The organism is Agarivorans sp. MS3-6 (assembly GCF_054112545.1).
Window position 1 is genome coordinate 2,264,167 of sequence record NZ_CM134202.1, and the last position, 25,989, is coordinate 2,290,155.

The 25,989-nt window shown below is 45.6% G+C and carries 28 protein-coding genes; 13 read left to right on the plus strand and 15 right to left on the minus strand.

Annotated elements, in window-relative coordinates; all coding sequences use genetic code 11:
• Nucleotides 1-20: 20 nt before the first annotated feature.
• The 4 genes from ACVFI8_RS10390 to ACVFI8_RS10405 form a co-directional block, all read right to left on the minus strand.
• Entirely contained in the window at nt 21-1,013 is a 993-nt protein-coding gene (locus tag ACVFI8_RS10390; protein WP_457873766.1) for an ABC transporter substrate-binding protein, read from the minus strand.
• A 76-nt stretch (nt 1,014-1,089) separates the two neighbouring features.
• Nucleotides 1,090-2,070 (minus strand): glutathione S-transferase family protein, encoded by a 981-nt coding sequence (locus ACVFI8_RS10395; protein WP_248713524.1) that lies wholly within the window; start codon nt 2,068-2,070, stop codon nt 1,090-1,092.
• 28 nt (nt 2,071-2,098) lie between these two features.
• Nucleotides 2,099-2,941, minus strand: a complete 843-nt coding sequence (locus ACVFI8_RS10400; protein WP_248713525.1) for a pirin family protein — start codon at nt 2,939-2,941, stop codon at nt 2,099-2,101.
• A gap of 9 nt (nt 2,942-2,950) precedes the next feature.
• Nucleotides 2,951-3,334, minus strand: a complete 384-nt coding sequence (locus ACVFI8_RS10405; RefSeq protein ID WP_248713526.1) for a DoxX family protein — start codon at nt 3,332-3,334, stop codon at nt 2,951-2,953.
• Nucleotides 3,335-3,448: 114 nt separating this feature from the next.
• Between ACVFI8_RS10405 and ACVFI8_RS10410 the strand changes: the two genes are divergently transcribed.
• From ACVFI8_RS10410 to ACVFI8_RS10425, 4 genes are all read left to right on the plus strand, one after another.
• On the plus strand, nt 3,449-4,426 hold the full coding sequence (locus ACVFI8_RS10410; RefSeq protein WP_457873767.1) for a LysR family transcriptional regulator: 978 nt from the start codon (nt 3,449-3,451) through the stop codon (nt 4,424-4,426).
• A 187-nt stretch (nt 4,427-4,613) separates the two neighbouring features.
• Nucleotides 4,614-5,549: an SPFH domain-containing protein gene (locus ACVFI8_RS10415; protein ID WP_248713528.1), complete on the plus strand. Its 936-nt coding sequence runs from the start codon at nt 4,614-4,616 to the stop codon at nt 5,547-5,549.
• 3 nt (nt 5,550-5,552) lie between these two features.
• Nucleotides 5,553-6,011: an NfeD family protein gene (locus tag ACVFI8_RS10420; protein WP_248713529.1), complete on the plus strand. Its 459-nt coding sequence runs from the start codon at nt 5,553-5,555 to the stop codon at nt 6,009-6,011.
• Nucleotides 6,012-6,129: 118 nt separating this feature from the next.
• Nucleotides 6,130-6,624 carry an LEA type 2 family protein gene (locus ACVFI8_RS10425; protein ID WP_457873768.1) on the plus strand — a complete coding sequence of 165 codons (495 nt, stop codon included), beginning with the start codon at nt 6,130-6,132 and terminating at the stop codon, nt 6,622-6,624.
• Here ACVFI8_RS10425 and ACVFI8_RS10430 read toward each other — a convergent pair.
• Nucleotides 6,599-6,886, minus strand: a complete 288-nt coding sequence (locus tag ACVFI8_RS10430) for a peptidylprolyl isomerase (protein ID WP_248713531.1) — start codon at nt 6,884-6,886, stop codon at nt 6,599-6,601. The genes ACVFI8_RS10425 and ACVFI8_RS10430 overlap by 26 nt on opposite strands.
• Nucleotides 6,887-7,072: 186 nt before the next feature.
• Between ACVFI8_RS10430 and ACVFI8_RS10435 the strand changes: the two genes are divergently transcribed.
• On the plus strand, nt 7,073-8,371 hold the full coding sequence (locus ACVFI8_RS10435) for a GGDEF domain-containing protein (protein WP_457873769.1): 1,299 nt from the start codon (nt 7,073-7,075) through the stop codon (nt 8,369-8,371).
• Here ACVFI8_RS10435 and ung read toward each other — a convergent pair whose 3' ends face one another.
• On the minus strand, nt 8,372-9,031 hold the full coding sequence (gene ung, locus ACVFI8_RS10440) for a uracil-DNA glycosylase (protein ID WP_457873770.1): 660 nt from the start codon (nt 9,029-9,031) through the stop codon (nt 8,372-8,374).
• A 73-nt stretch (nt 9,032-9,104) separates the two neighbouring features.
• Nucleotides 9,105-9,884: a polyphosphate kinase 2 gene (ppk2, locus tag ACVFI8_RS10445; RefSeq protein ID WP_248713534.1), complete on the minus strand. Its 780-nt coding sequence runs from the start codon at nt 9,882-9,884 to the stop codon at nt 9,105-9,107.
• Nucleotides 9,885-10,138: 254 nt separating this feature from the next.
• Here ppk2 and gmk point away from each other — a divergent pair, with 254 nt between their 5' ends.
• The 5 genes from gmk (at nt 10,139) to ACVFI8_RS10470 (ending at nt 15,800) form a co-directional block, all read left to right on the plus strand.
• Complete coding sequence (gene gmk, locus ACVFI8_RS10450) at nt 10,139-10,765, plus strand: guanylate kinase (protein WP_457873771.1); 627 nt, start codon at nt 10,139-10,141, stop codon at nt 10,763-10,765.
• Nucleotides 10,766-10,838: 73 nt separating this feature from the next.
• A complete protein-coding gene (rpoZ, locus tag ACVFI8_RS10455; protein WP_248713536.1) occupies nt 10,839-11,114 on the plus strand; it encodes a DNA-directed RNA polymerase subunit omega in 276 nt (91 codons plus the stop codon).
• 104 nt (nt 11,115-11,218) lie between these two features.
• Entirely contained in the window at nt 11,219-13,330 is a 2,112-nt protein-coding gene (spoT, locus tag ACVFI8_RS10460; protein WP_457873772.1) for a bifunctional GTP diphosphokinase/guanosine-3',5'-bis pyrophosphate 3'-pyrophosphohydrolase, read from the plus strand.
• A 14-nt stretch (nt 13,331-13,344) separates the two neighbouring features.
• The gene (gene trmH, locus ACVFI8_RS10465; protein WP_248713538.1) at nt 13,345-14,058 is read left to right on the plus strand and encodes a tRNA (guanosine(18)-2'-O)-methyltransferase TrmH; all 714 of its coding nucleotides are present in this window, start codon (nt 13,345-13,347) and stop codon (nt 14,056-14,058) included.
• A 122-nt stretch (nt 14,059-14,180) separates the two neighbouring features.
• A complete protein-coding gene (locus tag ACVFI8_RS10470) occupies nt 14,181-15,800 on the plus strand; it encodes a methyl-accepting chemotaxis protein (RefSeq protein WP_457873773.1) in 1,620 nt (539 codons plus the stop codon).
• A 22-nt stretch (nt 15,801-15,822) separates the two neighbouring features.
• Here ACVFI8_RS10470 and ACVFI8_RS10475 read toward each other — a convergent pair whose 3' ends face one another.
• Together ACVFI8_RS10475 and ACVFI8_RS10480 are read right to left on the minus strand one after the other, a co-directional pair.
• Nucleotides 15,823-16,080, minus strand: a complete 258-nt coding sequence (locus ACVFI8_RS10475) for a hypothetical protein (protein ID WP_248713540.1) — start codon at nt 16,078-16,080, stop codon at nt 15,823-15,825.
• A gap of 39 nt (nt 16,081-16,119) precedes the next feature.
• Nucleotides 16,120-16,551 (minus strand): HIT domain-containing protein, encoded by a 432-nt coding sequence (locus tag ACVFI8_RS10480; RefSeq protein ID WP_248713541.1) that lies wholly within the window; start codon nt 16,549-16,551, stop codon nt 16,120-16,122.
• A gap of 161 nt (nt 16,552-16,712) precedes the next feature.
• Between ACVFI8_RS10480 and ACVFI8_RS10485 the strand changes: the two genes are divergently transcribed.
• From ACVFI8_RS10485 to ACVFI8_RS10495, 3 genes are all read left to right on the plus strand, one after another.
• Nucleotides 16,713-17,609 (plus strand): acyltransferase, encoded by an 897-nt coding sequence (locus ACVFI8_RS10485; RefSeq protein WP_457873774.1) that lies wholly within the window; start codon nt 16,713-16,715, stop codon nt 17,607-17,609.
• A 77-nt stretch (nt 17,610-17,686) separates the two neighbouring features.
• Nucleotides 17,687-19,366 carry an ABC transporter substrate-binding protein gene (locus ACVFI8_RS10490; RefSeq protein ID WP_457873775.1) on the plus strand — a complete coding sequence of 560 codons (1,680 nt, stop codon included), beginning with the start codon at nt 17,687-17,689 and terminating at the stop codon, nt 19,364-19,366.
• Nucleotides 19,354-20,094, plus strand: coding sequence for a substrate-binding periplasmic protein (locus tag ACVFI8_RS10495; protein ID WP_248713543.1), 741 nt, complete (start codon nt 19,354-19,356; stop codon nt 20,092-20,094). The genes ACVFI8_RS10490 and ACVFI8_RS10495 overlap by 13 nt, the downstream gene beginning before the upstream one ends.
• Before the next feature lie 52 nt (nt 20,095-20,146).
• On the opposite strand, the gene ACVFI8_RS10500 is transcribed toward ACVFI8_RS10495, so the two are convergent.
• From ACVFI8_RS10500 to ccoG, 6 genes are all read right to left on the minus strand, one after another.
• Nucleotides 20,147-20,752 (minus strand): thiol:disulfide interchange protein DsbA/DsbL, encoded by a 606-nt coding sequence (locus ACVFI8_RS10500; RefSeq protein ID WP_248713544.1) that lies wholly within the window; start codon nt 20,750-20,752, stop codon nt 20,147-20,149.
• A 92-nt stretch (nt 20,753-20,844) separates the two neighbouring features.
• On the minus strand, nt 20,845-22,506 hold the full coding sequence (locus ACVFI8_RS10505) for an AMP-binding protein (RefSeq protein ID WP_248713545.1): 1,662 nt from the start codon (nt 22,504-22,506) through the stop codon (nt 20,845-20,847).
• A 110-nt stretch (nt 22,507-22,616) separates the two neighbouring features.
• Nucleotides 22,617-23,090: a CYTH domain-containing protein gene (locus ACVFI8_RS10510; RefSeq protein ID WP_248713546.1), complete on the minus strand. Its 474-nt coding sequence runs from the start codon at nt 23,088-23,090 to the stop codon at nt 22,617-22,619.
• Between the two features lies 1 nt (nt 23,091).
• The gene (locus ACVFI8_RS10515) at nt 23,092-24,063 is read right to left on the minus strand and encodes a serine/threonine protein kinase (protein WP_457873776.1); all 972 of its coding nucleotides are present in this window, start codon (nt 24,061-24,063) and stop codon (nt 23,092-23,094) included.
• Nucleotides 24,064-24,116: 53 nt separating this feature from the next.
• A complete protein-coding gene (locus ACVFI8_RS10520) occupies nt 24,117-24,509 on the minus strand; it encodes an MAPEG family protein (protein ID WP_457873777.1) in 393 nt (130 codons plus the stop codon).
• Between the two features lie 6 nt (nt 24,510-24,515).
• A complete protein-coding gene (gene ccoG, locus ACVFI8_RS10525; RefSeq protein ID WP_248713549.1) occupies nt 24,516-25,931 on the minus strand; it encodes a cytochrome c oxidase accessory protein CcoG in 1,416 nt (471 codons plus the stop codon).
• Between the last annotated feature and the right edge of the window lie 58 nt (nt 25,932-25,989).

Genomic DNA, 25,989 nt, shown 5'->3' on the forward strand with positions numbered 1-25,989 from the left:
ACTATTAGCCGGTGTTGGCATTAGTCTACATAGGTGGCTTTGTCGGCGATATTTTGAGGGAGCGTTATATTATAACGCTCAAGTTGTGAGCGGCTAAATAGGTAGCGGCCTTTATCTGCGGTTTTAGGCCCCAGTGAACGAGGCACCACATCGGTGGTAAGAATGGTATGCGCCATCTCGGCGGCTAAGCGGCCTTGCTCAAAGCCAAATAACACCATGCCACCAATGGTTTTGTTTTTGCCAACGGCAAACTCCCAAAAACCAAAGGGAGGAATAGCGGTGTTTTCCGACGACCAAGCAATCACTTGTTCGGCATCTACATGCTTATTACTATCATCGCGAAGGGTGTGATAAAGGCCAAAGGCGACCGCATCAAAGCCCTCATCTTGCAGTGTTAGCACGGTGTTTTTCCACTCAGACCAACTTTTTATCAGCTTTAACTGAACATCAATACCAGAGATACGTATTTCTGTTTCGCCAGAAAAGGTTTCTTGCAGAACATTTTTAGCGGTCACGCTATCATCTAGCATGACTAAAATGCGTTTAGGTGCTGGGCTGACTAGCTCAGCAATATTAGACACCGAGCGTTTAATCAGCGGCCGCTCTAGCACGCCAGTAATGTTTTTTCGTTTGTGTACATGATAGGCGCGCGGGTTGTTGTTTATGCCTAAATACACCACGGGGAGTCTGCTTTTAGCAAAACGTTTGCCTAGGTAGCGCAGTGCATTGTCGTCTCCCAAAATCACCAAGTCGGGCTTAATATCTAAGTGGTGTTGCCACGCCATTTCTGCTCTGCTGCGATGCCGATTGATGGGTAAGCGCTTGGTATCCATTTGAAAGTATTCTAGTTGATACCCCTCTTTCAACACCGATTCAATACCCTTACGATAGCTAATGTCCCACGCATATTCAGCGTGATAGCTTTCAATTACCAACACTGTTTGGGTGGCAAAAACGGGCCAAGCGCATAACAATGCGCTAATACCAAGTAACTGACTAAAAAATTTATGCACTGTTGCACTTAGTTCATCTAGGGGTAACTAAAGTATAGCGAATGCCGAGCGACTAACTCGGCCTTTTATCACGTAATTAGGATAAGTATTCTCGCCCGTGTGCCGCAGACAATGGCAATAGCGGTCCCACGGGTACTACACCGGTTGGGTTAATCATGGTGTGGCTTTGGTAATAGTGCTGCTTGATATGCGCAAAGTTGACCGTTTCAGCAATACCCTCTACTTGGTAAAGCTCTAGCATGTAGCCATGTAAATGGGGGTAATCCACTATTCGGCGCAGGTTACATTTAAAGTGACCAACATATACGGCATCAAAACGGATCAGCGTGGTGAAGAGTCGCCAATCGGCTTCGGTGAGTTGCGAACCGGTAAGGTAGCGCTGCTTACTTAATCGCAGTTCTAAGTCATCAAGCGTAGCAAATAATGGCACCAGTGCTTCTTCATAAGCGTCTTGGTTAGTGGCAAAGCCGGCACGATACACCCCATTATTTACCGTGTCATAAATGCGCTGGTTAAGGGGGTCTATCTCTTCACGAAGCCACTCTGGGTAGTAATCCCCCGCTTTAGCACCCATCTCATCAAAGGCTGAATTAAACATTCGGATTATGTCGGCTGATTCATTCGACACAATGGTTTGCTGGTGTTTATCCCACAATATTGGCACCGTAACTCTGCCGCTATAGTTAGCATTAGCGGCGGTATACACCTGATGTAAATACTCAGCTTGGTTGATGGGATCGCTCACTACACCTTCGCCGGGGGCAAACGTCCAGCCGTGTTCACCCATAAACCAATGCACCACCGAGTAATCAATCATCTCTTCTAAGCCTTTAAGCTTGCGAAAAATCATGGTGCGATTAGCCCAAGGGCAAGCATGCGAGATATACAGATGATAACGGCCAGTTTCGGCTTTAAAGCCAGGTTTGCCGGTTGGCCCGGCACTGCCATCGGCGGTGACCCAGTTACGAAACTGCGCTTCGCTGCGCACAAAACGCCCCTTGTTTTGTTTGGTTTCGTACCATTTATCTTGCCACTTGCCTTCTACTAACAAACCCATTGCTTGCTCCTCATTGCCTAAATAGACACTAAAACTTGTTATTCTGAAAATCATCAAATGCTTGCAACACTTCTTCGCGAGTATTCATCACGAAAGGGCCACCCCAAGCAATTGGCTCGTTGATCGGCTCACCGCTTACTACGAGTACTCGGCTAGCATGGCCACTTTGCAAGTGCAGGGTATCACCCTCGCTTAGCACGCCTAGGTGATAAGCACTTAGGGTTTGCGCGTTGCCTGCCACCGCGACCTCGCCCTCAATCACATAGACAAAGCCATGATGATGGGTGGGTAAATCAAGGCTTAAATCAGCCCCAGCCACTAAGCTAATATCGAGATAGGTAGCGGCGGTTTTCTCGGTTTGCACTGCGCCTTTTAAGCCATTAGCGAGTTCACCGGCCACCACTCTTATTACGTTGCCTTGGCTGTCTTCGCTCACCGGTATTTGCTCGGCGCTGCATTCTTGATAACCCGGCGCCGACATTTTGTGTTCAGCGGCTAAGTTCACCCATAACTGAAAGCCTTTCATTAAGCCATCTTGTTGCTCGGGCATTTCTGAATGAATAACGCCTTTACCTGCGTTCATCCATTGCACGCCACCCGCTTCAATCACACTTTCGTGGCCGGCATTATCTTTATGGCGCATTCTGCCATTAAGAATATAGGTCACCGTTTGAAAGCCGCGGTGAGGATGCTCAGGAAAACCCGCCATATAATCTTGCGGTTTATCTGATTCAAAGCAATCTAGCATTAAGAAGGGATCTAAACTGGGGAGTTGAGTATTCCCTAACATGCGGGTTAACTTAACCCCGGCGCCGTCGCTAGTGGCCTGACCGGCCACCACCTTGAGCAATTGTCGTGTTTGCTTAACCATTACAGCCTCCTATGCGCGGCGGTTATCTAGTGAGAACGCACCCGCACCATGCGCGACTAATAATAAGAAACCACCAGCAATCGAGACGTTTTTCATAAACATAATCATCTGCATTTGATCGCTTGGGTTGAAGTGAAATAACACTGCCGACACCAGACTAAAGCCTGCCAGTAAAAAGGCCACTAAACGGGTTTGCCAACCTACAACAATGGCAATACCGCCCACCAGCTCAAGGGCTATCACTAACGGCAATAACATGCCCGGTACGCCCATCGCTTCCATATAACCTTGCGTGCCAGCGTAGCCGCCAATTTTGCTGTAACCAGACATAATAAACATAAATGCTAGCAGTAAGCGGGCTAAGGGTTGAGCAAGTAATTGTAGTTGTTTCATGATTTTTTCCTTGGTTTATATTTTATAAATTGGGTCAAACGTTGACTATGTGACTAGCTTAATCGCAGCCAAACCAACAATAAACCGTGCATATGGCAAATGATTGTTCCTATAATGGCAACAATAGAGAGTGAATGTAGCGGGTATTACGGGGCGGCGATGGGCCAGTTAGAAGAGATGCAGATTTTTGTGCGGGTAGTAGAAGCGGGCAGTATTAGCCGCGCCGCCGAGCAATTGGGTATGGCCAAGTCGGTAGTTAGCCGACGTTTAGCCGGCTTAGAAGCCCGCTTAGGCTGCAGCCTAATACAGCGCACCACCCGCCGTTTAAGCCTGAACGACAACGGCCAACGCTTTTATCAACGCTGCTTAGGCATTCTTGATGAAGTAAACATGCTTAACCAAGAAGCCAGTACTCAAAGCGATGCCTTAACGGGTACTTTGCATGTGGCCATGCCGCTTTCGTTTGGTTTAAACCACCTAAACTCAGCCTTTGATGCCTTTATGCAATTACACCCGCAACTGCGCTTAAAGCTCAGCCTGTCCGACAGCCAACATGATTTAGTGGCCGAAGGCATTGATGTAGCCCTGCGGATTGCCGATCTTAAAGACTCTAGCTTAAAAGCCCGCAAAATCACCCCGATTAACTTTGTATTGGTAGCGTCACCACAGTATTTACAGCAACATGGCCAACCTAAGCAGCCACACGATCTCACTCAGCACCAGATCCTGCATTATGCTAATTTAGCCACCCCTTCATGGCGGCTTAAAGACGCAGCAGGGCAGATTCATCAAGTGCAGTATCAACCCCACATTAGCGCCAATAATGGGGAGTTTTTAAGGGATATGTCGATCGCCGGACACGGTATTAGCTTATGCCCCACCTTCATCGCATGGCGAGCAATGGCGACTGGCTCGCTTGAGTTAGTATTACCGCAGTACCAGATCCCTAATTTGCATGCTTGGGCGGTATACCCCAATACGCGTTATTTGCCACAGCGCACTCGGCGGCTAATTGATTTTTTATGTGAGCGATTTGGCGATAACCCCTATTGGGATCAGGCTTTAAACCAGCATTTAGCACACACAAATTAGCGGCGGCCGTTGCTTTATGTCGCGCTTTACAACGGCAATCACCAAACTATCAAAAAGCCCTGTATTCTCAGTACTTTTTGTGTTTATCTTGCAGCTATTAATAAGTTATAAACTATCTAATTAAACCTAGGTAACGAACCACTCGCGAGCCACCCATTTAATTTTTGTCACTGGTAAGGAAAGTAACATGCCTATCGTTTTTGATTATCTACTCACCGTGCAAGTCGCGCTGTTAATTTTTGCGTTATTTGTACTGAAATCATCTATAAAGTTTGTCCCACAAAATGAAGCTTGGGTTATCGAGCGTTTTGGTAAATACCAATCAACCAAAGAAGCTGGGCTTAACTTTCTGATCCCTATGATTGACCAAGTGTCAGCGAGACGTTCGTTAAAAGAACAAGCTTTTGATATTCCAAGCCAAGCTGCCATTACTAAAGACAACATCTCACTCACGGTAGACGGCGTATTGTATTTTCGAGTATTAGAACCCTACAAAGCCACCTATGGCGTTGAAGACTACGTATTCGCGGTTACCCAATTAGCGCAAACCACCATGCGTTCAGAAATTGGTAAAATTGAGTTAGACAAAACCTTTGAAGAACGCGATACCTTAAACGCAGAGATTGTGAATTCAATTAATGAAGCGTCAGCCTCTTGGGGTGTGGCCGTCATGCGTTACGAGATTAAAGATATTACTCCGCCAGCGTCTATTATGGATGCCATGGAGTCGCAAATGCGCGCCGAGCGCGAACGTCGCGCTAAAATTCTTGAATCTGAAGGTGAAAAAGCCGCTGCCATTAATATTGCCGAAGGTCAGAAGCAATCACGGGTACTCGCCGCTGAAGCTGAAAAACAAGAGCAAGTATTAGCCGCAGAAGGTGAGGCCGAAGCCTTGGTGGCCGTGGCGAATGCCCAAGCCGAAGCGATTAGTACCATTGGTGCATCAGCCGCTACGCCTGAAGGTCAAAAAGCGATTCAACTTGATTTAGCCACCAAAGCGATTGAAGCTAAACATGCCATTGCTAAAGAGTCGAGCGTAGTATTGCTACCCGACAGCGGTACTGAAGCGGGCGCTTTAGTGGCACAAGCAACCTCTATCTTAAATGCATTTAATAAAGGCTAAGTGATGGGCGAACTATTCACCAATTATATTCCGCAAACCCTGGTCACCTTAGGGATAATCCTGCTTACGATAGAAGTGGTGCTAATTGGTTTTGCCACATTTATCTTATTTTTTGTTGGTTTATCGTTGGTATTAACCGGTTCACTGGTGTGGTTAGAGATACTGCCTGATAGTTGGAACGCTATCTTATTAGCCAACGCCATTGCCACCTCGGTGATTGCCGCCGTATTGTGGAAACCGATGCGTAAATTACAAAATCACTCTGACACTAAAAAAGTGACCAGCGATTTTGATGGGCACCGTTTTTTCTGCAAACAAGACATCGATAAACGCGGCCAAACTAGCTATAAACATTCAGGGATCAGTTGGGTGTTAAAAAGCGACATGCCGATTGCCGCCGATACAGAAGTAGAAGTAGTAAAAGTAGAAGTAGGCACGTTTTGGGTTAAAGCGGTCGACTAACTCTTTGGCTTGGTGTGAGTTTTTCAGCTTGCACCAAGCTAGCCCTTCAAATAATGCAAAGCCCCTATGATTGTGCTTAACTAAAGCCAGTTAATCCATACAGCGGTAGAGCAACCCCATGAGAAACCCAATGCGTAATGGCCTGTTGGTACTGGCACTATTAATACTAAGCGCCTGTAGTAGTCTTGTGCCAAGTGACCCGCCTAAGGTCAACCTGGTATCGGTGATGCCCATTGCAGGTGACGGCCTAGCCCCTAGTTTTGCGATAAACCTGCGTGTAGTAAACCCAAACAAACAAGCCCTGAGCCTAGCCGGTGCGGTGTATTCACTGTCATTAAACGGCCATGAAGTGGTAAATGGCGCCACCACCGACCTACCAGAAGTACCCGGTTATGGCGAAGCCAGCTTTACCTTGCCAGCCCAAGCCAATTTAATTGCTACCTTTCGCTTGTTGGGCTCTTTGGTACAACTAAAAAGCCCCGAGCTAGATTACCAAGTAGACGTAAAACTAGATGTTGGTAGCTTATGGCCAGCCATTAAGCTTAGCGAGAAAGGTAACTTTAAACTTGAGGATTTAGGCGAGCAACTTAGTTCCAGCGTTCAAGCACTTTAATTAAGTGGTAACCAAACTGCGTTTTTACTGGCCCTATAACTTCATTTAAGGGGCCAGTGAACACCGCTTTATCAAAGCTTTTTACCATTTCACCCTTACTAAACTCTCCCAAATCGCCGCCTTGTTTTGCCGAAGGGCAACGAGAAAAGCGCGCGGCCATGGCTTCAAAAGAAGAGCCTTTATGCAGTTTTTCTAATATTTCATCTGCTTTCTTTTCTGAACTAACAATAATGTGCTGCGCACGTGCCTTAGCTTTGGCCATGTTATCCTCTCGTTGATTAAAAGCACCGCTATACTAACACTAAGTGTTACAAGCTATTGTTTGGTCACAGTAACGCTCAAAAGCATAAACAAAAAGCACTCTAGCCCCATTAGCTCACATTTTTTTAATGCACATAACGGTATTATTTTTCCACCTGAATTATATTTTTACGCAGAGAGAGGTTAAATGAAACAACAAGCAAACTATTTATCCTGGCTGCGTAACCTCTTAATCTTTGGCACTTTACTGGTACTGTGTATCACTCCATGGCTTCCTACTAAAAAACTGGTACTGTATCCGCGTAGCGATATGTTGATTGACCTGTTTGCTGACCGCAACAGCGGCGGAAACTCGTTCGCTTATTGGCTAACCGGCAAAAAAGCATTTGCCTGTGACTTAGCCGAAAGTTCCGCGCCAGCAAGGTATTGCGGCGTCAGCATCAAATACCACTCTTTGGCTAACGACCAACCGGGCGACCCCTATACCCACCTGCGCAATATCGACCTGAGTGACTATTATCAAATTAATGTAGATATTGAATACCAAGGCCCTAATGATGAATTACGTTTTTTTATGCGCGGGTCTGACTCCACCAGCGGCAAAAACTTATCCAATGCCAAATTCATGTTTACTTACTTTAAAGATCAAGAGTTAGGCCAAGCCGCCAGCGCCCAGCTAAATCAATTTTCCATTCCTGCTTGGTGGTTAGATAAGTTCTATCAGTCGCGAGAAGACTTCAGGTTAGATTTTTCAAACATTAAAGAGATCTCCTTTGATATCCCCTCTAACGCCAGTGATGCGCTGTATAAAATAACCTTAAATAAGATTGAAGCCGAGGGGCAGTGGGTCAGTAAACAAACACTGTATGGCAGCATCATTGCGGTATGGTCGTGCTATTTTATGGCAGTGTTAGCTCGCTATATCTACCAACAAAAAAGACGCTTAACTCAATCTATTCGCACCTTAGAACACGATGTAGATGAACTTAAAGTCACCGCCACAATTGACCAACTAACCGGTGTATTTAATCGTCGCGGCTTACTCGATAAGCTAGAAGAAAAACCTCTCACCGAAGACAATCACTACTTATTTGTCTTCGATATTGACCATTTTAAATTGATTAACGATAGCTATGGCCACAACAACGGCGACGAAGTATTACGCTTTTTTGCCCGACAACTTAGCTCGGCCATTCGCGGCCAAGACCTGTTTGCTCGCTGGGGAGGCGAAGAATTTGTATTGCTATCACAACACCAACATGAAGTGGATGCTTTTAGCTTTGCCGAGCGTTTACGCGAGTTAATTTACCAACAAGATTTTTTACTGTCGAGTAAGGGCAAACAACAACACATTAAATTAAGCATGAGCGTTGGCCTAACCAAAGTAGACAAAGACGAAGCCTTTAATACTGCCTTTAATCGAGCCGACCACGCCCTCTACCAAGCGAAAGACAGTGGCCGAAACCGTTCTAAGTTAGCCGGTTAGTTACACCTGCCAGTTGATTGCTTTCTTACCTTGCTGAGTGAGCAATTGATTGGTTTGTGAAAAGTGACCACAGCCAAAAAAGCCGCGATGGGCCGATAACGGCGAGGGATGCGCAGCACCTAATATATGATGTTTGTTGGCATCTATCACTAAGCCTTTCTTTTGGGCATGCGCCCCCCACAGTAAAAAAACAATACCTTGGCAGTGCTGGTTAATCTGTTTTATGACCGCGTCAGTGTATTGCTCCCAGCCATATTTAGCGTGAGAATGCGCCTTAGCATGCTCAACCGTTAATACGGTATTAAGCAGCAATACCCCTTGCTCTGCCCAGGCGCTCAAATTGCCATGCTGAGGGACAGTAAAACCGGCCACATCGCTGGCTAACTCTTTGTATATATTACGGAGCGAGGGCGGAATTTTTACCCCTTCAGGCACACTAAAACTCAAGCCGTGAGCTTGCCCCTCTCCGTGGTAAGGATCCTGACCCAATATCACCACCTTTAATTGGTCAACGGGGGTGGCGTCAAAGGCGGCAAATACTTGCTGAGTGGGCGGGTAAATCGATTTACCGGCTTGTCGCTGCTGCGCAACCGTTGCGTTTAATTGCTTAAAATAATCTTGTTGCTGCTCATCTGCTAACAAGCTTTGCCAAGTATCCACCTTTGTCCACCGCTTAGTATTGTCTGTATATAAGAGCGGCCATTATATACTTGGCCGCACTAATCAGTGTGATTTAATACAGCTCTGGCACAAAGCTTTGTTCGTGCATCGGTACCCTTACATAATCTTTTTTATGGATCGGCGGTAAGGTGATCTCAGGATGGGCTAAATCTTGATAGTCTATTTGCGTTAAAAAATGGCTAATGCAGTTTAAGCGCGCACACTTTTTGTCATCAGAGTTCACCACCCACCAAGGCGAGTGCTTGGTATCGGTATAAGCGAACATTTCATCTTTAGCTTGCGAATACTCCACCCAACGCGAACGCGACTCTAGGTCCATAGGGCTGAACTTCCAGCGTTTAATCGGGTTATTTATCCGCTCTAAAAAGCGCTTCTCTTGTTCTTCATCGGACACTGAAAACCAGTATTTAATCAAAATAATGCCAGAGCGGATCAGCATGCGTTCAAACTCGGGACAAGCGCGAAGAAAATCTTGGTGCTGTTCTTCGCTACAAAAGCCCATTACTTTTTCGACTCCTGCTCGGTTATACCAAGAGCGGTCAAATAGCACTATCTCACCTGCGGCTGGAAGGTGGGTAACATAGCGCTGAAAATACCATTGGGTTTTCTCACGTTCGTTAGGGGCGGGTAAGGCCGCGATGCGGCAAACCCTAGGGTTAAGCTTTTCTGCAATGCGTTTAATTACACCGCCTTTGCCGGCTGCGTCGCGGCCTTCAAAAATAACCACAACTTTCAATTCTTTGGCCACCACCCAACGTTGCAATTTCACCAGCTCAGTTTGTAATTCTGCTAAGCGCTTCTCATAAGATTTCTTATCAATTTTCCCAGCCATAAACGAACTCACCTTTAATGTTGATAAGCGCCCTGCACGGCGACGCCAAAAATAATCAAAAACCTATTAATACAATAACTTAACCATAGCAACCCTAAGCAGTTTCGCCAGTAATTATTGTGACCCCAAGCTTAAGCATAGTAAAAACTGGCGCCCCAGATTGGCGCTGTGCCAATTTTCCTAACTGTGACGCTTTAAAAAAAACCATAAAATGGTAACCTTGGGCGCCTTTATACATCTGCTAAGAATTCAACATGGCAATTACAGGCACTTTATATATCGTCTCGGCGCCCAGCGGCGCGGGCAAATCAAGCATGATCAATGCTTATCTATCACGCCATCGCGCCTACCCAGCCCAAGTGTCTGTTTCACATACCACTCGCCCAGCTCGTCCAGGTGAGATTGACGGTAACCATTATCATTTTGTTAGCCATGATGAGTTTAAAAGCCTGATCGCTGAGCAAGCCTTTTTTGAATATGCCGAAGTATTTGGCAACTTTTATGGCACCTCGCGCTACACCATCGAGAAAACCTTAGCCGACGGTATTGATGTATTTTTAGATATTGATTGGCAAGGCGCACGTCAGGTGAAGGCCATGATGCCAGAGGCTGTATCGGTATTTATTTTGCCGCCGAGTCGCGAAGAATTAGAGAATCGCTTACACATGCGTGGTCAAGATAGCCCTGATGTTATCGAAAAACGTATGAATGAAGCAGAAAGCGAGATGTCTCACTATAATGAGTACGATTACCTGATAATAAATGGTAACTTTGATGAAGCGCTAAGCGAACTCACCGCGATAATCACAGGGCAACGATTACAAACCCGTCAGCAAGCGGCTAAACACAAAGCCTTGCTTGGCGATCTTTTATCGAAATAATCGCGTTAAGTTCTAGCTAATTGTCATTAGATCGGCTAGGATCTTGCGTCATTTTTAGTCAACGGAGCTGTGCATGGCACGAGTAACAGTAGAAGATGCAGTAGAACAGGTCGGCAACCGCTTTGACCTTGTCCTTATCGCCGCACGTCGCGCGCGTCAGATCGCAGTAGAAGGCAAAGAGCCTCTAGTTGAAGTAGATAACGACAAACCAACCGTTATCGCTTTGCGTGAAATTGAAGAAGGTTTGATCACCACCGAAACCATGGATGCTCAAGACCGTCAAGAACGTCAGGAACGTGAAGCCGCCGAATTGGCTGCAGTTGCCGCTATCGCTGATAAACGCATTTAATTCGCTCCCGTCTATAAAATTACCGTGCTGGGTTTACTCTGCACGGTAAAACTTCCATAATCCAATCTACTCTATTTCTGTTTCCTCCGCTGATGAGGTAATGCTTGTACCTATTCGAAAGCCTACGAGAGCTAGCCTCTAGTTACTTAAGTGAAGAACACGTAAACCTATTACGTGATGCCTATATATTGGGTAAAGATGCCCATGAAGGTCAGTTCCGCTCTAGCGGTGAGCCCTATATTACCCATCCCTTAGCGGTAGCCAGTATTTTAGCGGCAACAAAACTCGACCATCAAACGCTAGCGGCGGCAATACTGCACGATACCATCGAAGATACTCCGGTCACCTACGAACAATTAGCTGAGCAATTTGGTACTGAGATTGCTGATTTAGTTGAGGGTGTCAGTAAGCTCGATAAAATTAAATTTCGTGATAAAAAAGAAGCGCAAGTAGAAAACTTTCGCAAAATGATGATGGCGATGGTGCAAGACATTCGCGTTATCTTGATTAAGTTAGCCGACCGTACGCATAACATGCGCACCCTTGGCTCATTACGCCCCGATAAACGCCGCCGTATTGCCCGCGAAACTTTAGAAATTTATGCCCCCATCGCAAACCGTTTGGGCATTCATAGCATCAAAAATGAGCTAGAAGAGCTGGGGTTTGAAGCGCTGTATCCCATGCGCCACCGGGTACTAAAAGAATCGGTGAAAAATGCCCGCGGTAATCGTAAAGAGCTGATCAACGGTATTCATCAAGAGCTGCAAGGGCGTATCGAAGAAGCGGGCATTGTGGCTGACGTAAGCGGCCGCGAGAAAAACCTCTACAGCATCTACAAAAAAATGGTCAACAAAGAGCTGCAATTCCATGAAGTGATGGATATTTACGCTTTTCGTATCATCGTAGACAAGCTCGATACTTGTTATCGCGCCTTAGGCTTAAGTCATAGCTTGTATAAACCCCGCCCGGGCCGCTTTAAAGACTATGTAGCCATTCCTAAGGCTAACGGCTACCAAAGCTTGCATACCTCATTGGTAGGCCCTCATGGGGTGCCTGTGGAAGTGCAGATCCGCACTGAGCACATGGATCAAATGGCTGACAAAGGTGTCGCGGCACACTGGTCTTACAAACAAACAGACGACAGCCACGGCACTACCGCTCAAATTCGCGCCCAACGTTGGATGCAAAGCTTATTAGAACTACAGCAAAGTGCTGGCTCATCATTTGAATTCATCGAAAACGTTAAAACCGATTTATTCCCCGATGAAATTTATGTATTTACCCCAGAAGGTAAAATTATTGAATTAGCCGCAGGCGCAACCCCCGTTGATTTCGCCTATGCGGTGCACACCGACGTTGGCCACGCTTGCGTAGGTGCTCGAGTTAATCGCCACCCGTTTCCGCTGAGTAAAGCGCTAAGTAACGGTCAAACCATTGAAGTGATTACTGCGCCCGGCGCCAGACCCAATGCCGCTTGGTTAAACTTTGTGGTCACCGGCAAAGCCCGCGGAAAAATTCGTCAATTGCTTAAAAACCAACGTCGCGAAGAGTCAGTAAACTTAGGCCGTCGTTTGCTTAACCATGCCTTAGGTAGCGTGAAGCTAAAAGATATTGCCCAAGAAAACCTCGAGCAGGTAATCAACGATCTTAAAGCCGAATCATTAGATGACCTGCTGGCCGATGTAGGCTTAGGTAATGCCATGAGCATTGTGGTTGCACGCCGCTTATTGGGTAATGCCGATGAGCTTAACCAACCCGAAGGCTCCGCTAACATTGCCATTCAAGGGGCTGATGGTTTATTGCTAACCTACGCCAATTGTTGTCGCCCCATCCCTGGCGACCCAGTGGTTGCGCATATTAGTCAAGGCAAAGGCTTAGTGGTGCACCTAGAAGCCTGTAAAAACATCTCCGGTTATCAAAAAGAACCCGATCGCTACATCAATGTTGATTGGTCTAAAGAAGCCGATAAAGAAGCTGAATACAAAACAGAAATGCGGATCGACATGGTAAACCACCAAGGTATTTTGGCGAGTTTAACCAATGTTGTTGCCTCCACCGGCGCGAACATAGTGAATATTGTTACCGAAGAAAAAGAAGGTCGGGTATATACCGTAGACTTATTGGTCACCACACACAGCCGTATTCATCTTGCCAATATCATGCGAAAAATCCGCGTAATGCCAGAGGTATTACGGGTAGTTCGCCTAAGAAATTAATTTACGAGAACCACATGACACCAGAACGCCATCAACGTATTCGAGCAATGCTAGACGCCCGCCAAACAGATTTAACCGTTTGTATGGAGAATGTACATAAACCTCACAATCTGTCGGCGATCGTTCGAACCTGTGATGCTGTTGGCGTAGACCACGTACATGCAGTGTGGGAAAACTACAAAGATGAGTTGCGCCGTGGCACTGCCACTGGTAGCCAAAACTGGGTGAAAGTGCATAATCACGAAAAAATCGAAGATGCTGTAGCCAGCTTACGCAATAGCGGCATGCAAATCTTGGCCACTAATCTATCCGATAGCGCCATCGATTTTCGCGAGGTGGATTACACCAAACCCACCGCTATTTTAATGGGGCAAGAGAAACATGGTATTTCAGATACCGCCTTAGCCTTAGCCGATCAAGACATTATTATCCCCATGGTAGGCATGGTGCAATCGCTTAACGTTTCCGTAGCCAGTGCGCTGATTTTATATGAAGCACAACGCCAACGACAAAATGCTGGCATGTACCAACCGCCATGTAAAGTGAGCCCTGAAGAACAAAACCGCATTTTATTTGAAGGCGGCCACCCTATATTTGCCGAAGCCTGTAAGCGCAAAGGTTTGCCTATTCCACAGATCGATGAGCACGGCCAAATTATTGCCGATGACAGCTGGTGGGAGAAAATGCAAATGAGCAAAGAGGCTTGGGATCATATTGATGATGAGTAAATGATTTAAATTACAGCTTTTACTTTAATTTTAGTTTAAAGCGGCAGCTATCTTGATCTGAATTAAGCCCAAAATATCAATTTTATCTGAACATAGTTTCACTAAATTAAAGAAGTGAAATCATGTTCAGTAAAATTAGAATCCCCCAACTATTCTTGTTAAGTGCGGCCCTCGTGTTATTTGTTGTTTGCTTGCAAGCTTGGAACAATACCCAACAGATCAAACAAACTCTCTATCAAGGCTACCAAACACAACTGGATACCAACCTAGATATCGCCACCAGCTTAGTGGCCCACTACCAACAGCAACAAGACCAACTAGGACAAGAAAAAGCCCAGCAGCTAGCGCTAGAAGCACTTGCCCAATTGCGTTATCAAGGCAATGAGTATTTCTGGGTCAACGACTTAGATCTCAAGCTACTGATGCATCCAATTCGCCCTAACAGCATTGGCCGCGACATGAGCCAAGTACGTGATGCCAATGGCTTGGCTCACTGGCAAGCAATGCGCGACACCGTAAGAAAAAGCGGTGAGGGTGCGGTGCAATATCACTTTTTGCACCCGCAAACTCAGGTAATGCACGCTAAGCTTTCTTATGTGAAAAAAGTCGATGATTGGAACTGGATTATTGGTACCGGTGTATACATCGATCGCATAGACCAAGAGCTCAACAGCCTCTATGTATCCACCTTACTACGTTTGCTACTCGCTTGTGGTTTGTTTGGGGTATTAAGCTGGTTGGTAAGCCGTAATTTAGCCAAACAAATGGATCAACTAAGCATCGCCATAGATCGTCTAGGCAAAGGCAATTATAGCCAAGCTATCAAGGTGGATGGAGGTAACGAGTTTTCTGAAATTGGATTGAAATTAGAGAGTTTACGCCAACAAAATCAAGGCTTACTGCAAGATGTGAAAGCCTCAAGTGACAGTTTGCTAGACGCCAACACCGAGCTGGCCAGTGCCACGCAAATTACCCATAGCAATACCCAAAGTCAGTTTAGTGAGATAGACCAAATTGCCTCATCGATGACAGAAATGAATAGCTCTGTAGAAGAGGTGGCGAATAACAGTGCCGAAACAGCAAAAGTATCGATACACGCTTTAGAGATTGCCCAAAAAAACTTACAACTACAACGCGATACCATGCACCAATTAGATGAACTGTCGTTTCACATGAGTTCAACTAGGCCGGCTATAGAAGAGCTGCGCGAATGCAGTCAAAATATAGGGTCGGTGGTGGATGTCATCAGTGGCATTTCACAGCAAACCAATCTACTGGCCTTAAACGCAGCGATTGAAGCAGCAAGAGCGGGTGAACAAGGGCGAGGTTTTGCCGTGGTGGCCGATGAAGTGAGAAACTTGGCATCACGCACCCAACAATCTACCGAAGAAATCATGCAAACCATTGCCCAGCTGCAACAGGTATCTGAAACCGTAGAAAGCGACCTAGAGAGCACTGCCAAGGGGATAACCCAGCAAGCAGAGCAGGCTAAAGCCAACATCTTACAGATAGAGCAAATTGAGGAGCTGGTGGGTGGTTTAGAGCAACGTAACCAGCAAAGTGCCGTGGCGACAGCCCAACAACGCCAAGCCACCGACGAGATTAATCAAAACATACTGACTCTGCGAGATGGCAGCGAAGCCAATGCAGGCGCCGCACTGCAAAGCCAACAAGTACATAGCCACCTAAGTGGCGTGGCACAGGCCTTGAGTATACACCTCAAAAACCTGCGTTTTGATTAAACCTAAATTGGCTTAATTAAGCTTACTCGGCAGGGGGAGTATTTCCCTCTGTCTCTTTATATAACTGAAATACGTAGTCATCGGCCCAAGGTGGATTAAATCCCCACAACAACTGCTCGCCAACTTGCTTATCTACCCACAATATTGGGGTTTGTAGAAAACGCGGTACTTCTACCCTGATGCCATTTTCTTCTGCATCGTATAAAGAACTATTGGTATCACATCGTACTAACAGCATCACTACGATGATGAAAAATAAACCACGCCAAAAACCGTCCATTGTTTTTCCTATTGTTATTGTAATGCCGCTTAGCTGCGACTAATTTGCCATTGATTGCCAATACGGCATAAGGGCTTGCTGGATAGCAGCGATTTGTTCTGCCCGTTGCTCGTCAGTGTAAGCTTGGGCGCTAAGCTTACCCCAGATTGGCTGTGGCCATAATGGGTCACTATGAAACCTAACCACATGATGAACATGCAGCTGTGGCACCATATTGCCCAATGCCGCCAAATTCAATTTATCACCCTGATAAATATCCATAATGGCTTTACTCAGCCGTTTTGATTCTCGCCAAAACTGCGCTTGTTGGCAACTATCTAATTGATAAATATCACCAATATCATTAATCATTGGCACTAGTACCAACCAAGGAAATTGGCTGTCATTAATCAACAACACGCGACTAAGCTCAAAATCACCCAGCCAAATACCGTCTTTTTCTAATTGTGGATGTAATACAAAGTCACTCATTGAGCCTCCAAGCTAGGCGAATAGATTTACAACACCAGCATATAGTGGTCGGCGTTTCGCCCGCGAAAAAAAATGCTAGAATGGGCGCCACCATAATTTATGCTGATTTTAATCTCAATAAATACCCGTTAATTGCTACCAATAGAGCCATGTAGATCACTATGTTACGTTTTTGCCCTACTCCAATGCTAGTTATTCTGTCTGCAAGCCTAGCGATTCTAAACACCGCCTTTATTGGTTCCATCATTATCATTTGTGGCTTGATTAAGTTAATCCTGCCTAAGATGGCCTATCCGCTGATTGGTAAGTTATGTAATCAATTGATGTGGTGCTGGAGTGAAATTAATCGCGCTATTTTTCTGCTGGTTAACAATACCGAATTTGTCATTGAAGATAACAGCCAGTTAGACAAAAACAGTTGGTACTTGATGATTTGCAACCATCAAAGTTGGGCCGATATTGTCTTGCTATGTATGCTGTTTGGCTCGCGCATCCCAATGCCTAAGTTTTTCTTAAAACAACAATTACTGTATGTACCTTTTGTTGGTTTAGCTTGTTGGGCTTTAGACATGCCATTTATGCGCCGCTACTCTCGCCAGTATTTACTCAAGAACCCCGAGAAAAGAGGCAAAGACCTAGAAGCTACTCAGCGCTCTTGCGAGAAATTTAAAAGCAGCCCCACCACGGTGATCAATTTTGTTGAAGGCACCCGTTTCACCCCTGAAAAGCAACAAACTAGCCATTCTAACTATCAACACCTACTGCCACCCAAACCCTTGGGTATTGCCTACACCTTGTCAGCATTAGGTGAGCAATTTGATCAAATAATCGATGTGACATTGGCCTACCCAGGCACCACTCAACAAGAGCCACCGTTTAAAGCGCTGCTATCAGGAAGGCTAAACAAAGTGGTGATAAAAATAGATACTATCTCTATAGGCCCTCAGCTGCGCGGTGACTATTTACAAGATAAACAGTTTAAGCGGCACTTTAAGCTGTGGTTAGATAGTACTTGGCAAAACAAAGACAACTATCTAAAAAACATAATAAAAAACTAGATCTCTTAGCAATCCAATTCCCCGATGATTATTTAGCTGCTATTTTTAAGAGTAATACTTAACCATCAGGGGTGAACTTGCGCATTGCATTGATTGGCTTGTGGCTGTTGCATGCGACAAGCTATGCCGACGATCTCAGCCCATGGTTAAGTGAGTTCAGCCCCTCTAGCCTAAATCAAACTCAACAAATTGAGGAGCTGCGTTGGTTTAAACAAGCCGCTCAACCCTATCAAGGTATGACTATTCGCGCTATTTCTGAGCGCATTAATACTCATTGGTACGAAGCCACGGTAATCGCCCCGCTATTTTACCAACTCACCGGCATTAAAGTGATCCACGAGTTAAGCAGTGAAGACGATGTGGTAAAAAAACTGCAAAGCCAAATGGATTTAGGCACAAACTTTTACGATATTTATGTCAGTGACAGTGATTTAATTGGTGGCCACTTTCGCTCGGACAAAATCCTTAGCTTAAGCCAATTTATGCGCCAGCAAGGGCAAGCTGTCACCTTACCCAGTTTAGATCTGAATGACTTCATCGGCATCGCCTTTACGACCGACCCTTACGGTGAACTGTTGCAGCTACCAGACCAGCAGTTTGCTAATTTATATTGGTATCGCCAAGATTGGTTTAACCGGCCTGACTTACAAGCACAGTTTCAAGCGCTATATGGTTACGCTTTAGCAGTACCGATTAACTGGTCGGCCTATGAAGATATCGCCGAATTTTTTACCGAACATGTCAAACAAATCGATGGTAAAACAGTCTACGGGCATATGGATTATGGCAAACAAGACCCTTCTTTAGGTTGGCGAATTTCTGATGCGTGGTTATCCATGGCTGGCATGGGCGATGTAGGTCTACCCAATGGCTTTCCAGTCGATGAATGGGGCATTCGCAGTAATGGCTGTAGCCCAGCGGGAGCCAGTATGAAGCGTGGTGGCGCCTTGGACTCGCCGGCGGCCATTTATGCGGTTCAAAAATATGTCGATTGGTTAAAACGTTTTGCCCCACCCGAAGCGCAAAAAATGAATTTCAGTGAGGCAGGGGCTGAGATAGCCAAAGGCCATATAGCTCAGCAAATTTTCTGGTATACCGCCTTTACTGCTGATTTAAGCCACCCCGACTTGCCCATTACCGACGCACAAGGCCTGCCTCTTTGGCGGGTAGCACCTTCTCCGCGTGGTGCTTATTGGCAACCGGGTATGAAATCTGGTTATCAAGATGTTGGCGCTTGGACCTTATTGAAATCAACCCCAGTTAAACGCCAACAAGCGGCATGGCTATACGCTCAATTTAATGTTTCTAAAACCGTGTCCTTGCGCAAAACCATGGTGGGACTTACCCCAATTCGCCAAAGTGATATTATGTCTACACCGTTTACTCAACGTGCGAAAGAGTTAGGCGGCTTAGTGGAATTTTATCAAAGTAAGGCTCGCAATGAATGGACCCCCACCGGGTTAAACGTGCCCAATTACCCAGAGCTATCGAAGCTATGGTGGCAATTTATTGGCCGAGCCAGCGACCAAGAAGAAGCCGTTCCACTGGTGATGCATGAGTTAGCGCAAAGCATGGATTTAGCATTGCGAAAGATAGGCCATGAGACTCAGCATGCCTGTAGCCCTAAATTGATTACCGCCCAAGATGAAAGCTTATGGTTAGCCCATCCTGGCGCCCCCAAGCCTAAGCTAGACAATGAAAAACCAAAAGGGAAAACCTTAAGCTACTCGGAATTGATAAAACAATGGCAACCCTAACTCAATGCTGTTGTGGCGTATTACTCGTCCTTAGCCAGAGCTTGGGGGCCACCCCGCTGGTTTTTAATACCTATGTTGACCCACCCTATGTTATTGATGGTGATAAGGGCTTAAGTGGCATCGCCATCGATATACTGATGCAGCTTAAACAACACAGTAAACTCGACATCAAAGTTAACTTATTGCCGCTTAAACGCGCCTACTTAAGGGCGCAAGAATCGCCAAACCAATGTGTATTTCCCATTGAGCGAACCCAAACCCGAGAAAGCTCGTTTTCATGGATTAGCCCGCTATTTGTTAGCCGCTACGCCATATACCAGCGTAGCCAACAGGCAGTGCCACTAAAGAGTATTGGCAACTTAAGCAGCTTAACCATCGGCAGTTATTTAGGAAGCGGTATAGGTGAGTATCTAGAGAGTTTTAGCATTAATGTTGATTTAGCTAAAACCAATTTAAACAGTGCTAAAAAGCTTAACCGCTTGCGCACTGATGCTTGGGCCAGCGATGTATTATCAGCCGCTTATATTCAACAGCATTTTGATTTAGGCATTCAGGTTCAAGGCTTTCAGTTTTACAGCTCATTACGCGCTATTGCCTGCAATAAAAGCACCGAAGCCATCACTTTAATCAATTTGCAATCGAGTTTAAATCAACTGCAAAAAAGTGGAGAGATAAACCGAATATTGAGAACCTATGAGCGCCAATATCAAGTAGATTTAGGCTTATAGAAGAAACAAAAAAGCAGCCAACAAGGGCTGCTTTTTGTCAATCACCACTTGCTTAACCTTTAAGGTTAACCAAGTAATTAACGAGTTCGTTTAGTTCTTCAATAGACTTCACAGAGCCAGTGTTCACTTGGTATTTACCATTAACGATCAAGGCTGGAACGCCACGGATCTTATAATTGATGGTATTTTTGTCCATTTGCGACACCATGCCATTCACCACGAAGCTATTTGCGGCACTATCAAACTTCTTACCATCCACACCGTTTGCCACAAAAATCTTGCGCAGATCATCACGGCTAGTGAAGTTTTGGCGTTTGTTATGGATAGAATCAAAAATAGCACCCGATATAGCCGGCTCTACTTCTAGCATTTCTGCTACTGCATAAGCGCGAACCATTTCTTCGCCCATTTTTCCGCCAATAAAGCTAACATGGTTCTTTTTAAACGCTACGCCTGCAGGTAGTGATTTTTTAATACCTTCTGCCACTGGTTCAAATTTAAAACAGTGTGGGCAGTAATAAGAAAAGAATTCTATTACTTCTGGTTTAGCGGTCGCCGTTTGCTTAATCACTTCGTAATGGTTGCCTTCTTTAAAATCAGCAGCCATTACCATTGGCATTGCTAACATCGCCATCAAACCAATTAGTATCTTTTTCATCACTCTACATTTCCTTAAGTGAACACATAAAAAACCGAGCATAAAGATAAGCTTGTACTCGGTCAATCTTTGTCAGTGGCCTTGACAGTAATTTACGTTTGCCAAGAGCCCATTTCAAACATTATTTTTGCATCTGATTCGCGGTGAATAAGCTCTGTGTAGTATTGCTCCACTTGGTTTCGCCGTATTTTTAAGGTGGGCGTTAGCATCGCATTGTCTACGTTCCAGTCTTCTTCAACCACCATCAGGTGGGATAATTTCGCATGGCTCTCAAGGTGCTCATTAACCTTGGTCAAAGTACGGTTTAAGCTGGCCTCAATTTGTGCCTGCGGGTGTTGCTTCATCTCGGCGGCCAATACAACAAGGGCACAAGGTTGTGTCAGCGCACTGCCCACCACACAGACTTGCTCGATCATCGAATTGTCGGCAAGGCTCTGCTCAATAGGAACGGGGGCAACATATTTTCCTTTCGCGGTTTTAAAACTTTCTTTTACTCGACCAATAATTTTGACATAACCGTCGTCATCAATCGTGCCTTTATCGCCGGTATACAGCCAACCATCAACGATAGACTCAGCACTCAGCTCAGCATGTTTGTAATAGCCCTGCATCATGCCAGCGCCTTTCACTAAAATTTCACCCTGTTCGCTGACCTTTACTTCTACACCCGGGCCAGGTTGGCCAATGGTGCCTATTTTGTCACTCCGAAAAGGCACATTTAGGGTGCCATAAGCGAGGTTTTCGGTCATTCCCCAGGCTTCTGAAATATTCAAGCCAATGGTTTGATACCAGCGCAATAAAGATGGCGCCACTGGCGCACTACCACAGCCGAGTATGCGCGCCTTGTTCAAGCCCAAGGCTTTTTGAATTTTGCGCTTAATCAGGCCCGACACAAAGGGGATCGCCAGCAATAATTTGAGCTTTTTAGGCGGTAACTTTTCAAACACCCCTTGTTGGAAGCGTGTCCAAAGCCGCGGAACCGAAATAAACAGGGTAGGTTGCACACTGCGCAAGTTATCGGCAAAGGTATCTAATGACTCAACAAACGACACGCTAAACTGACCATTAAAAATACTGGTACCTTGAATGTAAACTCGCTCGGTAATATGCGCTAAAGGCAGATAAGACATCACACGGTCATCGCCACTAGCGCCTAATACGTCGATCAATTGCTCACTGGCATAGCGATAAGCGGCAAAACTAATTTCTGCACCTTTAGGGTCGCCGGTACTGCCCGAGGTGTAGATGATGGTCATGATGTCGTTCTCAGACCACAAGTGATGTTTATCTATCACCGATAGGTCGTTTAACCAGTCTTGCCATTGAATATGGCAAGGCATCGTTGGGTAAGGCATAGCAACGGTTTTTAAACCAATAGGAATAGCAGCAGCTTGCTTGCCCCATTCGTCTAATTTACCAACAAACAGCAACTTGGCTTCACTGTGTTTTAGTACAAAAGCAATGGTATCAACACTGGCGGTAGCGTAAATAGGGATGCTGATACAGCCCGCCATGATGATCGCGAGATCGGCAATAAACCATTCGGCACTATTTTTAGCCAAAATAGCGACTTTGTCGCCAGGCTCTAAACCCTCTTGACGCAGCCCTTGAGCAATTTGTCCTGCTTCGCGGGCCACCATCGCCCAGGTTTTCTCATGATAAACATCATCGATAGGCTGACGTAAGTAGACTTGCTGGGGATGTTGCTTTTGCCAATGCATTAAAGCATCAACCGGAGTAAGCATATTTGGCATTTACAACCTCATTACAAATTATTCACCTTTTAGATCAATCCTATATCGCCAGCCAGAAGATGCCAGCATAATTAAACTCTTAGCTGAGTTAATGTGAACAAAGCCGTGCTTTAAGGCCAATTAATAAATGGGTTTTTGCTTAACATACTATTGTAGTATTGACGATTACCGGTGACTTCAGCGCCTAACCAACTGGGTTTTTCAAATAACTCTTGTTCATCAAGTAACTCCACTTCGGCCAGAACTAGGCCTTGGTTATCACCGGCGAACACATCCACCTCATAGGTATGCTTCCCCACCGGCACCAGATAACGTACCTTATCGATACGTCCAGGCTCACATAATGTCAGTAGTTGTTCAGCATCAGTTTGGGCTATCGCTTGCTCCCACTCAAAACGGCTTAAGCCACTGTCGTTACTCTTGCCCTTGATGGTTAAAAAAGCCATATCACCGCTAATTCTCACTCTCACTGTGCGGCTTTTATCACTGTTTAAATAGGCTTGTACAATCCGATTATGGCTAGCAGCTTGCGCTATAAAGCTCATATCATTGACTAAAAATTTACGTTCTATTTCTAGGTTCATCTTAGTACCCCGGCATAAGCGATAGAGTGGGTTGCTGCAAAGCTGAAAGCTGCTCTTTTAGGGCTAAAATTTGGTCTTCCCAGTAACGCTGCGAGTTAAACCAAGGAAATGCCCGCTGAAAAGCCGCATCTTGCCAACGGCGAGCTAACCAACCCATATAGTGAATCATGCGCATGGCTCGCAGAGGCTCAATCAAGCTTAGTTCACGGCTATCAAATTCACAGAATGACTCGTAACCTTCTAACAATACCTCTAGCTGAATGCGTCGTTCATTATCGTCACCCGCTAACATCATCCACAGGTCTTGCACCGCGGGGCCATTACGCGCGTCATCTAAATCGACTAACATTGGGCCGTCGCGCCATAAAATATTACTGGGGTGACAATCACCATGTAAGCGGATAATTTTGCTTGGCTTATAAGCGGCTCTTGCGGCGTCTGCAACTTGCTCGGCAATGGTAAAAAAGGGCAGCTGTAAACCTTCTGGAAGCCAATCTTTAAGAAAGATTAAGGGCTGGTCGAGCATTTCTTCGGTATTAATCGATAAGCGGTGCTCAAATAACTGAGTGCCTACTTTTTGGTGCATCCGGCCTAGATATTGGCCAACCCGCTCAAGCTGATCGAGATTGTCGACTTCAAATCCTCGGCCACCTACGCTTGGGAATATAGCGAACCACCAACCTTTGTAATCAAAAAGGGTTTGCCCATCCCGCTCCAGCGGCGCCACAATGGGCACATCCACTTCGGCCATCGATAAGCTGAACTGATGTTCTTCAATGATTTGCGCTTTGCTCCAGCGCTCTGGCCGATAAAATTTCACCACATAACGCAACTCGTCTTCAGCTTTAAACTGATAAACCCGATTTTCGTAAGAGTTTAGGGCTAACAAGCCACTACTGGGATAGATCCCTTGGGATTCAATGGCATCGAGGATTAAATCGGGGTGCAATTCGGTAAATAAGAAAGCGCTCATAATCATACAGCTACAAGAGGTAATGAACGCAGTGTAGCAGTAATGCTAAAGGCCTAGCTAATAAATGCTAAGCAGACAATGTAAATACAACTTAACCACCCAAGAGCGGTTACCAGCGAGCGAAGCGTAGCCAAACCAAACACATATAACAACGGGTGAGCAATCCGAGTAGCCAAGAAAACAAGCGCGGGGATGTGCACCATTTCAGGCTTAAGCCCCGAAAAGTAACTAATCGCAGTGACCGCAGTAAATAAACTTAAGGCTTCCCATGCATTTTGCTGGGCGGCATATAAACGCCGCCCAGTTTGGTTTAATTGCAATGCTTGCTCTCTAGGGTCGTGATTATTAACCACGCCCAGCTGACGCCGCTTCATTAGCGAGCCGGCCGCCGCCAATAGATAAGGCAACACCAGCAGTAGCGCTAAACAAAGCAAGATCATACTCATCGCAGACTAACCACCACTAATAAAGCGACTATGTTGAATAAACTGGTCATCACCGCTTTCTAAGATAAATTCAATATCGGTGATCGAACCAGACATCAAGTAAGGGTCTGCCGCTAAAGACATCGGCAAGCTATACACCTCACCCCCATTCACCGTTACGGTTTGTTGTCCGATCCATTCTACTTCTTCTAAACCGCGCACACTTAAGTGAAACTCACGCGCTTCTGAAGACTTGTTAATCACCTTCAAGGTATAGGTATTTTCTACCAAACCTTCCGAGGTTTCGTTATACAAAGATGAACGGTCGCGTAATACATCTAACTGCATCGGTTTTACATTCAATAAGGTGAACACAAACGCCACCAGCATGATAGTAAGTACAATGCCGTAGCCAATCAGTTTCGGGCGCAAAATATCGGTTTTTTGCCCAGCTAGATTGTGCTCGGTGGTATAGCGAATTAAGCCTTTAGGGTAATTCATTCGCTCCATGGTTTGGTCACAAGCATCAATGCAAGCGCCACAGTTAATACACTCGTACTGTAAGCCTTCACGAATATCGATACCGGCAGGGCATACCTGAACACACAAATCACAATCTACACAGTCACCTAAACCTTGGGCCTTATGATCAGCGTTACGTTTACGTGGGCCACGCGCCTCACCCCGAGAGGTATCATAGGCCACGATAAAGGTGTCTTTATCAAACATGGCAGACTGAAAGCGCGCGTAGGGACACATATGGGTACACACAATGGTGCGCATCCAACCAGCATTGGCGTAGGTGGCAACGGTGAAAAATATAATCGAGAAGTTGACTGCGCCACTGCTATTTAGGGTGAAGAAGTCCCACCATAGTTCTTTTACCGGCACAAAGTAGGCTGCAAACGACAGGGCGGTAAACACCGACACCGCTATCCAAGCGGTATGTTTGGCGGTTTTACGCCATATTTTGTTAAAATCCCAAGCCGACTGATCGAGCTTTTTGCGCTTATTGGCACTGCCTTCTATCTTCTCTTCAAACCAAATAAAGATGAAGGTCCACACGGTTTGTGGGCATAAATAACCACACCAAACCCGCCCCAGAAAGGTGGTAATAAAAAACAGCGCAAATGCGGCAATGATGAAGAACCAAGCCAGCAGCAATAAATCTTGCGGCCACAGGGTTAAACCAAAAAAGTGATATTGGCGAGCAGCCATGTCTAGCAAAATGGCCTGGCGATCACCGTAAGGAATAAACGGTACAATCACAAAGGCGGCAATGAACACCCACCCCATATATTTACGTAAACGTTGAAACAAGCCTTTTTGCTCACGGACATAAATTTGTTCTTTAGGGTTATATCGGTCAACCGGAGCACGCTTTTTAGGGCTTCTTTTTTTAGGTGCTGGACTCACGTCTTTAACGGGAATACGTTCACTCATCACTCAATCCTTTTGAGGGGAGGCAGTTAGTGGCTAATGCCTCAAGCAACACCAGCAA